The following is a 13,459-nucleotide window of genomic DNA, read 5'->3' on the forward strand; positions in this document are numbered from 1 at the left end:
GGTAAGCCGCGCGCGTCAGGGCAGGAGTGAGGCGGGAGGCGTTGCCGCGACTGCGCCAGCGCCGCGCGCGGCAGCCAGATCGTCGGGCGTGTTGATGTTGGCGAATGCCTGCGCCGCTTCGGGTTCGTCGAAGGGCACGGCAATCATGCCGATGGCGTTTTGCCAAAGGCCGACTTTGCGATCGCCGGCATCGAGAAAGGCAGTCAGGGCGGGGAGCAGGTCGCGCTTGAGCACCATGCAAGTGGCCTGGCGGCGTCCATCGGCAACGGCAAAGGCGCCTGGTCTGTCGGTGGCGAGCGCCGCCGCGAGCAACCGATCGACCAGATCGAGCGGAATATATGGGGCGTCGCAGGGGGTGGCGGCAAGCCAGGGCGTCTTGCAGGCGGCCAACCCGGCGGCCAGGCCCGCCAGCGGGCCCGCATACGTGCCCCAGCGGGCATCGTCGGCATACACCGGTCCGAAAGCACTATAGACGTCGTGGTGACGATTGGCGCTGACGATCAAGTTATCGACCTGGCGTTGCAGGCGTGCCGCAACGTGGGCGGCAATCGTTCGATCGCCCAGCATCAGCAAACCCTTGTCCGCGCTATCCATTCGTGCGCCTTGACCGCCCGCGAGCAGCAGGCCGGTGACCGGCGGACGAGGAATCATTTGGCGACTACGTCCATGGCCGAGAAACGGGAGAACGGTGTCGACGTCTCGGCTTTCACATTCCACACCGCGCCGGGCGCCAATTGCGAGGTGCTGTCGGTGGTGCTGCCCACTTCCTTGTTCTGCTCGTCATAGAGTTTGAAGGTGACGGAAAGCGCATCGATCAGCCGATCCGACACGTTCGTGACGTTGCCGGTGATGGTGGTGACCCCGGAGGTCATATCGCGATTGGCGGCAAGGCCGGAAACGTTCACGCCGCGTGCGAGCGTTTGCGCCAGCGAGATCTGGCAGGCGAGGGCAACGACGGCAAAGGCAAGCAGTTTTTTCATGACGAAGTCTCCAACGTGCCGAAGCGCCCAGGAGTCAGGGCGGTGGCGTCAGGCAGCACGATAGAGGGGCGGGGTGAAGTCTGCAATGTCTGCGCCCAGTCACGTTGTATCCAGCTGTCACGTTTTTGTCCCGATTCGGCTTTTGAGCAGGGTGACGCGGACGAGAATGACGAGCGGATAACGTCCAGCGCTGCTTCTCGAATGATTACTCGGTAGAACGCCACGTCGCCGATCACGCAGGGCGAGCGAATCTCGAAACCGGAGAATAAGTTTGACTTACAATATCGTAGTAACGTTTATGTATGCTGACGCGATTTGAGTGGGATGCTGCCAAAGCGGTCCTCAACTTGCGAAAACACGGCGTGAGCTTTGAGTTGGCAATGCGGGTTTTTGCAGATCCGTTCGCGCTGACCGGCCCGGACCGTGTGGTTGGTCGAGAGCAGCGCTGGCAGACGCTGGGCCTCGTAGAAAACCATCTTCTGCTGCTTGCAGCGCACACGGTGTACGAAGTGAATGAAGACGGCGTTGCGATTGAGGTCATCCGGTTGATCTCAGCCCGGGCAGCCGATCGAAAGGAAAGGCGACGATATGAGCAGGAAAACCGTTAAGCATGAGATCGATCTCGCTGACCTCCCGCCCTTGAGCGAGAAGCAGAAAGCGGAGCTGTCGGCCCTCTCTGGTCGAGCCGGGAGCGACGTGGACTATAGCGAGCTGTCCACGCTCACCGCCGCGTTCTGGAAAGATGCAGAGCGCGGCAAGTTCTACAAGCCGACCAAAACATCGACAACCGTGCGCATCGATTCGGATGTGTTGGCGTGGTTACGCTCGCAGGGAAAAGGCTATCAATCGCGCATTAACGCAATTTTGCGGCGGGAAATGCTGGCTTCATTGAAATGAGGTCCCTTTTTTCACACCGTCGCGATCGGCGTGACCGGTGAGCCGATCGCGTGCGGCAGGCGTAGCGGTGGGGCGGTCAACATGAAGCGATGGCGGCCATGGGCATGGAGCCAGTCGGCCAGGTCGCCCAGATACCAGAGTTCGGCCAAGGGCAACCCAAGCTTGAACAAGCAGTGATGATGCAGCGGCAACATCGCGCGCGGACCCGTGCCCTCACGGGCAGGAAACGCTTCGACCGCATAGTTGTCGGCGCAGATGGCGGCGATGCCGCTCGCCGTGATCCAGTCGAGCAGGCCGGCATCGGTGCCGTCCAGCGCCGCGCCGTAACTGTGCAGCACCGCCGCATCGGGCTTGCCGTTCATTTCGACCACGGCTTCGGCGAAGCCGGTGCGCAGCACGAGCATGTCGCCCGGTTCGACCTCGATGCCGTCGGCATCCAGCACCTGCTGGATATGCGACAGGCCGATCAGCGTGCGGCCGGTACCGAAGTGGCGTTTGAGATCCAGCAGCACCCCGCGGCCTTGCATGCCGTGATGCGCGAGATTTTCGATCCCCAGTTTGTGCGCGGCCGATGGGCCCTTGGCCTCGCCGTGGCAACTGCAATCGTCACCATCGGCAGGGCCGGTGATGTGCTCGCCGGCGCGATAGCCGTTGTAGTACACGCGTTCGGCCACGCCGTCACCGTCGGCGTCGAATAGTGCGCCCACATGGGCCAGGGCGTCCCATTGCGTGGAGTACTGCATCGAAAGCAGCACCTGATCGTCGCTTAGCACATCCAATGCATCGGGATTGACGCGCTGGAGCGGGAAGTTGAGATACGGCGTGCCTTCCAGGCGCGTGGGGCTGAGCTGCGGCGGATGGCGGCGCGGGTTCATCACGTTGCCGCCCGGCAGATCGAGCGGCAACGACAGGCAGAATGTCTTGCCGGTGAGGATCTCGCGCGCGCCCTTGAGCACTTGGGCTTCGGTCAGCAGATTGACGCGTCCCAGTTGGTCGTCGGGACCAAAGTCGCCCCAGTTCGACCCATCGGGTCGTTGCTTGTAGCGTGCCACGATTTACTCCTTGAGAAGAAACTCGACGACCGTGCGATTGAAGTCGTCCGCCGCTTCCCAGTTCGACAAGTGGGAGACGTCGAATTCGACATACGCCGAACCGGCGATCGCTTGATGAATGGCTTGACCTTCAGCCGGTGTGGCGGCAACGTCGTGAGTTCCTGCGATCACGAGCGTGGGGGCCACGATCTCGCTCATTTGGGCGCGCAGGTCGGCGTCGCGCAGCGCCGCACAGTTGCCGATATAGCCGGTGTCGTTGGTGCGGCGAAGGATGTCGATGAGCACTTGCGTGAGGCCAGGTTCGCGCGTGCGAAACGCCGGGGTGAGCCAGCGATCGACAATGCCGGCGGCCATGTTGTTCAGTCCCGTTTGCCGCACGGTATCGATGCGCGTCTGCCAACTCGCTTCGGTGCCCAATCGCGCCCCGGTGTTGCACAACACCAGCTTGCCTACGCGATCGGGATGCGCGAGTGCGAGCGCCAGCCCCGTGGTGCCGCCCATGGAGAGGCCGCAGAAGTGCGCACGGGGGATGTCGAGCGTGTTGAGCAATTCGACGACGTCGCCGCTCAGTTGGTCGAAGGTGTATTCGCCTTCCGGCACGCTGGAGGCACCATGGCCGCGGGTGTCGTAGCGCAGCACGCGAAAATGCTGCGTGAGCGCGGGGATTTGTCGCGCCCACATATCGGCCGACGTGCCGAGCGAGTTGGAGAGAACGACGACGGGGGCGCTCTCGGGTCCGTCGATGACGTAATAAAGACGAGTCTGGCTAAGGTCGGCGTAGGGCATAGGGGGCGTGGTCGTCGGTAGTTTGAGAAAGGTGCAGAACGTTAAAGAAAGTTCTTGCCGTCGAGATAGGCTTTGCGCCACCGCGTGATGTTTACGCGCTCGAACAGATCGACGGCCGTGAAGGGATCTTCGGCGATCAGCGCTTCGGCTTCGGCGCGTGAATCGACATCGACGATATAGATGCCGCCGCCGAGATCGGTGCCGTCATCGGCGAGCTTGGCGCCGCACGCGAGCAGCTTGGCCTTGTTGCGTTCCAGGAACTCGAGATGGGCCGCGCGGGCGCCTTTGCGCACATCCTGGTGGCCGGGCTTGTCGAACGTTTCGATCAGATAGGGCATGGTGGGTGTCCTTGGAAAACTAGATGGCAGAGGGATGACGCGCAAGCGCCGTCACCTTGACGTCCATGTAGGGAAACAGCGGCAACGACGACAGCAACTGATGCAGCGCGTCGTTGCTTTCCACGTCGAAGATGCTGACATTTGCATAGCGGCCCACGACGCGCCACAGGCTTACCCATTGGCCATCCTGCTGCAGCTTCTGCGCCAAGGCCTTTTCGTCGGCCTTGAGTTTGTCGGCTTGGGCGGCGGGCATGTCCACCGGCAGATTGACCTGCATTTCAACCATGAAAATCATTGTGTGTTCCTTGAGATTGAACCGGCGTCGTGGCGCGTGCTGGGTCACGCGCCGACGCGTTCAGTGGTAAAGAGGATGAAGTGCGTCCCGTAGGATGGGCGTGCACGCAGCGGCGATCGCCGCCACGTGCGTGCCTGCTCACCAGATCGACGGCAGGGCGTAGCCTAGAGGGCGTCATTGGGTTGCGATCAGGCCGCAAACTGCAGCGGCAGACCGGTCATGCGCTCGAGCTCGGCGCGGGTCATGTCGCCGAACATTTCGGTTACGGTTACGCCTTTCGCATCGATGTCGAACACGGCCACGTCGGTATACACGCGCGACACGCAAGCCACGCCGGTCAGGGGATACGTGCATTGTTCGACGAGCTTGCTGGCGCCTTCGCGGGTCAACAGGTCCATCATCACGAAGACTTGCTTGGCCCCGATCGCCAGATCCATGGCCCCGCCCACGGCGGGGATGGCGTCCGGCGCGCCGGTGTGCCAGTTGGCGAGGTCACCCGTCTTGGACACCTGAAAGGCGCCCAGCACGCAGATGTCGAGGTGGCCGCCCCGCATCATGCCGAATGAGTCGGCGTGATGAAAGTAGGCCGCGCCAGGCAGCTCGGTGACGGGCTGCTTGCCGGCGTTGATCATGTCGTAATCTTCCTGGCCCTTCTCGGGCGCCGGGCCCATGCCCAACATGCCGTTTTCAGTGTGCAGGATGATTTCACGGCCGGCGGGCAAATGATTGGCCACAAGCGTGGGCAAGCCGATGCCGAGGTTGACGACGTCGCCTTCCTTGATGTCCTGGGCCACGCGGGCGGCCATCTGGTCGCGATTCAAACGAGTGCTCATGCTGCCTCCTTGGCCGACGCCGGAGCGATGGCGACGACGCGTTGGACGAAAATGCCTTGGGTGGCGACGGCTTCGGGATCGAGCGTGCCCAGTTCGACAACTTCACGCACCTGCGCCACGGCCACCCGGGCGGCGCTGGCCATGATGGGACCGAAGTTGCGCGCTGTTTTGCGATAGACCAGATTACCCCAGCGATCGCCACGGTCGGCTTTGATCAAGGCGTAGTCGGCATGCAAGGGATACTCGAGCACATAGCCGCGGCCGTCGATCTCGCGCGTCTCGCGGCCTTCGGCCAATGGCGTGCCGTAGCCGGTGGGGGTAAAGAATGCACCGATGCCGGCGCCGGCCGCGCGGATGCGCTCGGCCAGATTGCCTTGCGGCACCAGTTCGAGTTCGAGTTTGCCGCTGCGGTACAGACCATCGAAAATCTGCGAATCGACCTGACGCGGAAACGAGCACACGATCTTGCGCACGCGGCCCGCACCCAGCAGCGCGGCCAGGCCGGTGGTGCCATTGCCGGCGTTGTTGTTGACGATGACGAGATCGCGCGCGCCTTGCGCGAGCAGCGCGTCGATGAGTTCGATCGGCTGACCGGCCGGACCGAAGCCGCCGATCATCACTGTGGCGCCGTCGGGGATGTCTGCCACGGCCTCGGCCGCGCTATCTAGGATCTTGGAAATCATGGATCTTCAGTGTTCCTGGGCTATGCCATAATGTTCGCTATAAGAACAAAACGTCTTTAGACGAACGAAGTGAACAAGGGGGACAAGATGTCCGAAAAACTGCAAACGACGAAAAAGAAAACACGGCCGGGCGCTGCCGCAACTGCGACCGAGCGCCAGGCCCCCGGCGACGGCTATGTGCAATCGTTTGCGCGCGGCCTGGCCGTGATTCGCGCCTTTGGCCCGGAGCACAGCAGCATGACGCTGAGTGCGGTGGCCGATCGCACGGGATTGACCCGCGCCGGCGCGCGCCGCATTCTGCTCACGCTGGTGCATCTGGGTTACGTCACGCATGACGGCCGCCTGTTTACGCTCACGCCGCGCATTCTCGAGCTCGGTTATGCGTACCTGTCGGCCACACCGTTGTGGAACCTGGCCTTGCCCTACATGGAGCAGGTGGCCGAAACCACGCGCGAGTCGTGTTCGGTATCGGTACTCGAAGGCACCGATGTGGTCTATATCCTGCGGCTGGCCACGCACAAGGTGATGTCCATCAACCTTGCCGTGGGGAGCCGGTTGCCGGCCTGGGCGACGTCGATGGGGCGCGTGTTGCTGGCAAGTTTGCCCGAGCCGGAACTCGACGACCTGCTCTCGCGCAGTGACATCCGCGCCTACACGCCCGCCACGATCACCGATCGCGCCGCACTCAAGAAGCACATCGCCCTCGCGGGCACACGGGGTTATGCCTGCGTCACGAAAGAACTCGAGCCCGGTCTGCAATCCGTGGCAGTGCCCATCATCGATCGCAGCGGCCGGGCGATCGCCGCGATGAACATCAGCACACACGCCAGCCGCTATACCCGCGCTGAAATGCTGCGCGTGTTTCTCCCGCCGTTGACCCACGCCGCCGAGCACATCAACGCCGCGCTCGCGCGCCGTTAGCGACGCCGAGGGCAGGGTCGACGGCAACGACATCGACGCGCATGATTGTCGTGGCGTCGTCCACGAAGTCGCGCGCATTGCATCGTCAGCGGTGGCAGGCCTGGACGTCATGATCAAATGGGCGCCACACCCAAGGTGGTGCCGCCGCAAACGTAGAGCGTCTGACCGGTGACGAAGCCGTTGTCCGGCGAGAGAAAGAAGAGGGCGGCGCGCGCCACATCTTCCGGCGTGCCCAAACGTCTGACGACGATGCTGTTGATGATGGCCTGGGTGCGCGGCGCGCCTTCAGGATTGCTGCGCGTGAACAGCTCGGTGGCGATCGGGCCCGGCGCGACGGCGTTGACGGTAATGCCGTCGCCGCCCAGCTCCATGGCCAGGGTGCGTGTCATGCCGATCATGCCGGCCTTGGTGGCCGAGTAGACCGTGCGCTCCGGTTTGCCCAGGGCGGCGCGCGACGCCATATTCACAATGCGCCCGAAGCCTGCCCGGCGCATGGCCGGCAGTGCCGCCTGCACCAGAATCATGCTGGCGCGCAGATGCAGCCCGACCACGAAATCGAGATCGGCCAGCGAGGCATCGTCGATCGTGGCGGGGCGTGTGGCCCCGGCATTGTTGACCACGCCGACGATGTCGTAGCGCTCGGCGATTTCGCCGGCAACGCGCTGGGTTTGCCCGGCATCGGTGAGATCGGCGGTCATATCGATCACGCCGGGAATAGGTGTGGCAGGCGGACGGATATCGATATTGACCACGCGCAGTCCTTGCGCGACCAGGCCGCGCGAGATGGCGGCGCCGATGCCGCCGCTGGCCCCGGTCACGATATAGATCTGTTCTTTCACGCTATGTTTCCTTCAGGTAGAACGTGCGCCGTTCGTTCATGCCGCCGGTGCGGGATGCACGCCCAGGTAACCCCACAACAATACGGCGACGATGTAGATCACGCCAACCCACAGCATCATGATCACGGTGTAGCCCATCACGTCGCGCAGCTTGAGCTTGGAGAGCGCCAACGCCGGCAGAATCCAGAACGGCTGCACCAGGTCGTTCCAGGCATTGCCCAGCATGACGGCCATCGTGGTTTGATTGAGTGCACTGCCCAGCGATTTGGCGGCATCGATCATGAACGGGCCTTGGATCACCCAGTGACCGCCGGCCGACGGCGCGAAGAAGTTGATGACGTAGGAGCTCAAGAGGCCCCAGAACGGCAGGCTTTCGGGCGTGGCCACATTGACGAAGGCATGCGAAATCGTGTTGACCAGGCCGGATGCGGCCATGATGGCCATGATGCCGGCATAGAACGGATACTGCAGGATGATGCCCGAGATGGTCTTGATGCCTTCGGTCAGGCGCGCCACGTAGGCGGCCGGGGTGCCCAGCAATATGATGCCCAGAAACAGGATGATGAAGTTGATCATGTTCAGATCGAGCGAGCCGCCCGTCTGAAAGTGCACGATGGCGTAGCCGATGCCCAGCAGACCGATCAGACCGCTCAGGATGCGGCTGTTGTTCAGGCGGGAGGCCAGCGTGTTTTCGGTTTCCATGTCGCCGGCCATTGCGGTCGTCTTCTCGGCCTTGTCGATATCGGGATTCACTTCGACTACCTTCTCACCGGCTTTGGGATGCAGCCAGGCATTGAGCAAGGGCAGCGTCACCAGCACCACGAGCGACGTGATCAACATCGGTGCAGAGAAAATCGTTTCCGAGAGCGGAATGGTGCCCATCTGCTTGGCCAGCGGATGGTTCGCGGTAGAGACCAGCACCGGGATGCTTGCCGACAACCCGAGGCCGTACATCGTGAAACCGCTATAAGCGGCCGCGATGATGAGGGGGTAGTGCACGCCCTTGATCTTGAGCGCCAGCTTCTTGGCGACGACGCCGCCGATCACCAGCCCGAAGCCCCAGTTCAAGTAGCTGCCCACGCTGCCCACCAGCGTGGCGACCACGATGGCCATGTAGGGCGTGTGCACGCGCGCGACGATGCGGTTGAGCATGCGGTCGGTCAGCGGTGCCGTGGCGAGCACGTAACCCATCGCCAGAATGACGGCCATCTGGGTGGTGAACGCCAGCAGGCTCCAGAAGCCATCGCCCCAGGCCTTCGTCATCTCCATGACGCCCTTGCCCTCGATGCCCACTGCAAGCAGCACGGTCAACAGGGTCAATGCAATGGCGAAAACGAACGGGTCGGGAAGATACTTGCGCATCAGCTCGGTGAAAAACGCAGTGAGCTTACTCATGATGGTTAATGCTGCCTCGAAATTATTGTGAGTGTGTCGAACGGTGGTCGCCCGGCGCGCCCGCAAGGACGTGCCGGACAACGGAAATCAGGAATCGGTGTGTGAGGCGGGCGCGGCGGGTGGCTTGGGTTGGCCCTCCGCGCGGCTGTCGAGCCACGCGGCCAGGGCACGCAGGTCGTCGCTCTTCTGGCGCAGCAGCGCTTCACGGTCGGCGTCGCTCCACCTATAAAAACCCTCGCCTGTTTTGGCGCCGAGTTGGCCATCCGCCACTTTTTGCGTAAGCAGTGCCGACGGCGTGGTGCGGTTATCGAGATCGGCGTAGAGGTAGCTGGCAATGGCGTGATGCACGTCCAGGCCATTGAGGTCGCGTTGCTCGAGCGGGCCGGATAGCGCCAGGCGAATGCCCAGGCTCCATTTCACCACCTCGTCGATATCCTCCGCGCTGGCAATGCCTTTCTCGAGCAGCGACATCGCTTCGCGCGCCAATGCGTGCTGGATGCGATTGGCGATGAACCCGGGGATGTCCTGCTTCACGAGTACCGGGCGCTTGCCGCCCTGGCGCAGGAGCGTCATCACGCGTTCCACGGTGCCGGCACTGGTGGCGGCGTTGCGGACGACTTCGACCAGCGGAATCACATCTGCCGGCATGAAGAAGTGCGTGCCCACGAAACGGTCGGGACGCTGCGTCGACTGCGCGATGCTCGTAATCGACAGGCCCGACGTGTTGGTGGCGAAGATCGTGGCGGGGTCGCACACGGCATCGAGGTCGGCAAAGATCTTTTGCTTGAGCGCCAGGTTTTCAGGCACTGCCTCGATTACCAGCGCAGCCGATGCGGCGGCCTGCAATTCGGCCGCCAGCGCGATGCGGGCAGACGCCTCGCTGCGCGCCGCGTCGGGCAGATCCGAGAGTCGCATCGCCAAGGTGCTTCGGGCGCGGTCGAGGGCGCCGGCCACGGGGTCGATCAGGGTGACGTCAAGGCCGTGCCGGGCAAACAGTGCGGCGATGCTGCACCCCATTGCGCCGGCACCCACGATGGCGACGCGCGAAAGGGAAGCGGTCATAACTGTCTCGTGAATGTTCGCGATACGAACATACGTACGTATCGCGAATGATTATTTTGGGCGATGGTAGCGAGCGGCGATGGCGCGAGCCAGAACGGACACGATAAAACGTCCGTCAGATGGACACATCAGCGCCGGGTTTTCGCATCTTTCGATGCGGCAATGCAGCAATCAGGGTTTGAATGGTCGTGGGCGGCGCGCCGCTCAGCCGTTGGCGCTGCCGCCTGCCACCCTTGACCGTGCAGAAGAATGACGGACCATCGAGGCCGCAATGTTGCGTTCATTCAGCGGACGCCGGGATGAACGCAAACGGCTATGCCGAGGCGCCCGAAAAGGGTGCGAATTTCGCCTTCATTCCTCGCCCTCATTCCTCGGCATTCGGCTTCGTGGCCCGCGGTCTTCGGCCACCAGCAGACGGCGCCAAGCCGGGAACCTTCTGCCTGCAACCGTTGGCCATGGCAATGCGCAAGGTCGGGCTCAACCCGAGTTGCGCAATCCCGCTGCGATGCCGTTGATCGTGAGGTGAATTACCCGTTGTTCGCGTTCGTCCATCGCCCCATTGCCTTTGGCCTGGCGGCTGCGGTGACGGCGGATGAGTTCGATCTGCAAATAGTTGAGCGGATCGATGTAGGCAAAGCGTTCGCGCAGCGAAGCTTGCAGCGATGGGTTGTCCGCCAGCAATTCGCGTTGCGTCAACAGCTTGAGCACCTTGAGTGTGCGGGCATGCTCTTGCGAGATGATGCCGAAGATGCGATCGCGAATCGCCTTCTGCGGCACCAGTTGCGCATAGCCGGCGGCGATCGTGAGATCGGACTTGGCGAGCACCATTTCCATATTGGACAGCATCGTGCGAAATACCGGCCAGTCGCGCGCCATGCTGCGCAAGAGCGCCAGGCGTGCGCGCTGCGTACCCGGCGCACCCTCGGCACCCTGCTCGAGATACTCTTCGATCGCCGATCCCACGCCGTACCAGCCGGTGAGCATCAGGCGGCATTGCGCCCACGAAAAGCCCCAGGGGATGGCGCGCAGATCTTCGATGCGCTGCCCCTTCTTGCGGGAGGCGGGGCGGGAACCGATATTCAACCCGGCGATTTCATTGACCGGCGTGGAGGAAAAGTAATACTGCGTGAAGCCCGAGGTGTCGTAGACCAGGCCGCGATACGCGCGCTGGGCGCGGGCCGACATATGCGCCAACGCCGCGCCGTAACGGGCGAAGTGCACTTCTTCCGCATCGCGTGCCGCGCGTTGCGGCACCAGACTCGTCTCCAGGGTGGCTGCCACCAGCAATTCCAGATGCCAGCGTCCCACCTCGGCATCCTTGTACTTGCTTTGAATGACTTCGCCTTGCTCGGTGAGCCGGATCTGGCCGTCGACCGTGCCGGGCGGCTGCGCCAGGATGGCATCGAAGCTCGAACCGCCGCCACGTCCCACCGAACCGCCGCGGCCATGGAAGAGGCGCAGTTTGACCTTGTGACGGTTGAATACGTCGAGCAGCGCACGTTCGGCTTCGTACAACGACCAGTTGGATGTGAGAAAGCCGCCGTCCTTGTTGCTGTCCGAGTAGCCGAGCATGACTTCCTGCGCCCCCTCCTGCGAGCGCGCGATGCGGCCCCGCACTTCGGGCAGCCGCAGCCATGCGTCCATGATGCCGGGACCATTTTCCAGATCGGGGATGGTCTCGAACAGCGGCACGACCATCAGCCCGTCATTGCCGCCGCGGCCCTCGGAATCGGCGGGTGATGTGAGTCCGCCTTCGCGTTGCAGCACCAGCACTTCGAGCAGGTCGCTCAAGGTTTCGGTGTGCGACACGATGGCCTGGCGAATGGCGTGCTTGCCGAAGCGCGCGCGGGCCGAAGCAGCGGCGCGAAAGACACCGAGTTCGCGGCGCGTTTCCTCGCTGTATTCGACCCAGGGGGAAGAGAGTGGGCGGCCCTGGGCAAGTTCGGCGCGCAGCAGGGCCACGCGCTCGTCTTCGGAAAGCAGGTTGTATTCGAGGGGCTTGCCGTCGTGCTGCATGCCGGCGCGCGTGAAGAGCTCGGTCAGGGTGCGTTCGTGCACGTCCGAACTTTGGCGCAGGTCCAGCGTGGCCAGGTGAAAACCGAACACGGCCACGGCTTGCCGCAGCCCGCTCAGGCGCAGGCGCGCGATGGGCGCGGCATGGTGCGCGGCGAGCGAATCGTCGATGATGGCAAGGTCGTGCGCGAAGGCGTCGGGACCCGTGTAGGGCTCGGCCTGGGCGGTGGGCCGGCGTGCCGGACTGCTGCCCGTAAGCACACGTGCCGTCGCGTCCAATCGGGCATACATGCCCACGAGGGCGCGGCGATACGGCTCATCCTGACGATGCGGAGAAACATCGCCGCCGGCATCGGCCAGCGTTTGCAGCGCATCGTCGGCATCGATGAGCAGCGTGCTGATCGACAACTCGGCTCCCAGCGCATGCACGTCCGTCAGGTAATAGTCGAACAGCACCGTGGCCTGACGCAGGGTGGCGCGATCGAGCGTTTCGGCGTCGACGTTGGGATTGCCGTCACGATCGCCGCCGATCCAGCTGCCCATGCGCAGGAAGGGGGCGAGCGGCGCGGGCGGCTGCGCGAAGGGCGCCGGCGTATCGCGCTCGAGCAGGCGCGACATATCGGCATACAAGCGCGGTACCACCGTGAGGAACGTGCTGCGGTAGTACGACAGCGCATTCTCGATTTCGTCTGCGACGGTGAGGCGCTCGTAGCGCAGCATCCGCGTCTGCCACAGCGTGGCGATGCGCCCCAGCAGATTGCGCTGCAGTTCGGCGGCTTCGTCGGACGTCAACTCGCGGTCGTGCTGCATGAGCGCGGCCGCGATTTCGCGATGCACGTCGAGCGTACTCTTGCGTTGCACTTCGGTGGGGTGAGCGGTGAGTACGGGCATGACGAGCGCGTCGTCCACCCATTTGCGCACGCGGGCGGTGCCCACGCCCTGCGCCTTCAACATGCTCAAGGCATCGCGCAGGCTGCCGCGCGAGGGCGTATCGTCAGCCAGTGCCCGTTCGCGTTGTCGGCGGTTCTGGTCGCGGTCTTCGGCGATGTTGGCCAGATGCAGAAAGTAGCTGAATGCGCGTGCGACCGAGTTGGCGTCATGTCCCTTCAACGTCCGTACCTGCTTGGCGATCGCCTCGCCATCGTGCGGCGCATCGGCGCGGCGCAGGCTGACGGCATGGCGCCGCAACGCCTCGATCGTGTCGTAGATCCGTTTGCCCTCGCACGCCTGTATGACCTCGCCGAGCAATCGCCCGAGCAGTCGAATGTCATTACGCATGGGTTCGAGGGAGACTGACTTCGGGCGCACAGCAGACATGAAAGGAATTCCAAGGTCGGGTGTTGCAGGGAAAATCCATTGTACGCA

General features: G+C 63.4%; 15 protein-coding genes. 3 read left to right on the forward strand and 12 right to left on the reverse strand.

Going from position 1 to position 13,459, the window contains the following annotated elements:
* Positions 1-15 precede the first annotated feature (15 nt).
* Both mobA and EYW45_RS13005 read right to left on the reverse strand, forming a co-directional pair.
* Positions 16-651: a molybdenum cofactor guanylyltransferase MobA gene (mobA, locus tag EYW45_RS13000; protein WP_161135824.1), complete on the reverse strand. Its 636-nt coding sequence runs from the start codon at positions 649-651 to the stop codon at positions 16-18.
* Positions 648-980 (reverse strand): FxLYD domain-containing protein, encoded by a 333-nt coding sequence (locus EYW45_RS13005; protein ID WP_161135825.1) that lies wholly within the window; start codon positions 978-980, stop codon positions 648-650. Before EYW45_RS13005 ends, mobA begins: the two co-directional genes overlap by 4 nt.
* Positions 981-1,282: 302 nt before the next feature.
* Here EYW45_RS13005 and EYW45_RS13010 point away from each other — a divergent pair, with 302 nt between their 5' ends.
* Both EYW45_RS13010 and EYW45_RS13015 read left to right on the forward strand, forming a co-directional pair.
* The gene (locus EYW45_RS13010; RefSeq protein ID WP_161135826.1) at positions 1,283-1,588 is read left to right on the forward strand and encodes a BrnT family toxin; all 306 of its coding nucleotides are present in this window, start codon (positions 1,283-1,285) and stop codon (positions 1,586-1,588) included.
* Positions 1,569-1,877: a BrnA antitoxin family protein gene (locus tag EYW45_RS13015; protein ID WP_161135827.1), complete on the forward strand. Its 309-nt coding sequence runs from the start codon at positions 1,569-1,571 to the stop codon at positions 1,875-1,877. The genes EYW45_RS13010 and EYW45_RS13015 overlap by 20 nt, the downstream gene beginning before the upstream one ends.
* An 11-nt stretch (positions 1,878-1,888) precedes the next feature.
* On the opposite strand, the gene EYW45_RS13020 is transcribed toward EYW45_RS13015, so the two are convergent.
* The 6 genes from EYW45_RS13020 to EYW45_RS13045 form a co-directional block, all read right to left on the reverse strand.
* On the reverse strand, positions 1,889-2,929 hold the full coding sequence (locus EYW45_RS13020; RefSeq protein ID WP_161135828.1) for a cyclase family protein: 1,041 nt from the start codon (positions 2,927-2,929) through the stop codon (positions 1,889-1,891).
* A gap of 3 nt (positions 2,930-2,932) precedes the next feature.
* Positions 2,933-3,715, reverse strand: coding sequence for a 3-oxoadipate enol-lactonase (pcaD, locus tag EYW45_RS13025; protein WP_161135829.1), 783 nt, complete (start codon positions 3,713-3,715; stop codon positions 2,933-2,935).
* Positions 3,716-3,756: 41 nt separating this feature from the next.
* A complete protein-coding gene (locus tag EYW45_RS13030) occupies positions 3,757-4,053 on the reverse strand; it encodes a YciI family protein (protein ID WP_161135830.1) in 297 nt (98 codons plus the stop codon).
* 19 nt (positions 4,054-4,072) lie between these two features.
* Positions 4,073-4,348 carry a muconolactone Delta-isomerase gene (catC, locus tag EYW45_RS13035; protein WP_161135831.1) on the reverse strand — a complete coding sequence of 92 codons (276 nt, stop codon included), beginning with the start codon at positions 4,346-4,348 and terminating at the stop codon, positions 4,073-4,075.
* Between the two features lie 188 nt (positions 4,349-4,536).
* Positions 4,537-5,181 carry a 3-oxoacid CoA-transferase subunit B gene (locus EYW45_RS13040; protein WP_161135832.1) on the reverse strand — a complete coding sequence of 215 codons (645 nt, stop codon included), beginning with the start codon at positions 5,179-5,181 and terminating at the stop codon, positions 4,537-4,539.
* Positions 5,178-5,864: a 3-oxoacid CoA-transferase subunit A gene (locus tag EYW45_RS13045; RefSeq protein WP_161135833.1), complete on the reverse strand. Its 687-nt coding sequence runs from the start codon at positions 5,862-5,864 to the stop codon at positions 5,178-5,180. The genes EYW45_RS13040 and EYW45_RS13045 overlap by 4 nt, the downstream gene beginning before the upstream one ends.
* Positions 5,865-5,951: 87 nt before the next feature.
* Between EYW45_RS13045 and EYW45_RS13050 the strand changes: the two genes are divergently transcribed.
* Positions 5,952-6,785, forward strand: coding sequence for an IclR family transcriptional regulator (locus EYW45_RS13050; protein ID WP_161135834.1), 834 nt, complete (start codon positions 5,952-5,954; stop codon positions 6,783-6,785).
* 113 nt (positions 6,786-6,898) lie between these two features.
* On the opposite strand, the gene EYW45_RS13055 is transcribed toward EYW45_RS13050, so the two are convergent.
* The 4 genes from EYW45_RS13055 to ppc all read right to left on the reverse strand — a co-directional run bounded on the left by EYW45_RS13055 (position 6,899) and on the right by ppc (position 13,411).
* Positions 6,899-7,624 carry an SDR family NAD(P)-dependent oxidoreductase gene (locus tag EYW45_RS13055; RefSeq protein WP_161135835.1) on the reverse strand — a complete coding sequence of 242 codons (726 nt, stop codon included), beginning with the start codon at positions 7,622-7,624 and terminating at the stop codon, positions 6,899-6,901.
* Between the two features lie 36 nt (positions 7,625-7,660).
* Entirely contained in the window at positions 7,661-9,019 is a 1,359-nt protein-coding gene (locus EYW45_RS13060; RefSeq protein WP_161135836.1) for a short-chain fatty acid transporter, read from the reverse strand.
* 87 nt (positions 9,020-9,106) lie between these two features.
* A complete protein-coding gene (locus tag EYW45_RS13065; protein ID WP_161135837.1) occupies positions 9,107-10,081 on the reverse strand; it encodes an FAD-dependent oxidoreductase in 975 nt (324 codons plus the stop codon).
* Between the two features lie 477 nt (positions 10,082-10,558).
* Positions 10,559-13,411, reverse strand: a complete 2,853-nt coding sequence (gene ppc, locus EYW45_RS13070) for a phosphoenolpyruvate carboxylase (RefSeq protein WP_161135838.1) — start codon at positions 13,409-13,411, stop codon at positions 10,559-10,561.
* Between the last annotated feature and the right edge of the window lie 48 nt (positions 13,412-13,459).

This window comes from Schauerella aestuarii (assembly GCF_009866805.1).
Taxonomy (GTDB): domain Bacteria; phylum Pseudomonadota; class Gammaproteobacteria; order Burkholderiales; family Burkholderiaceae_B; genus Schauerella; species Schauerella aestuarii.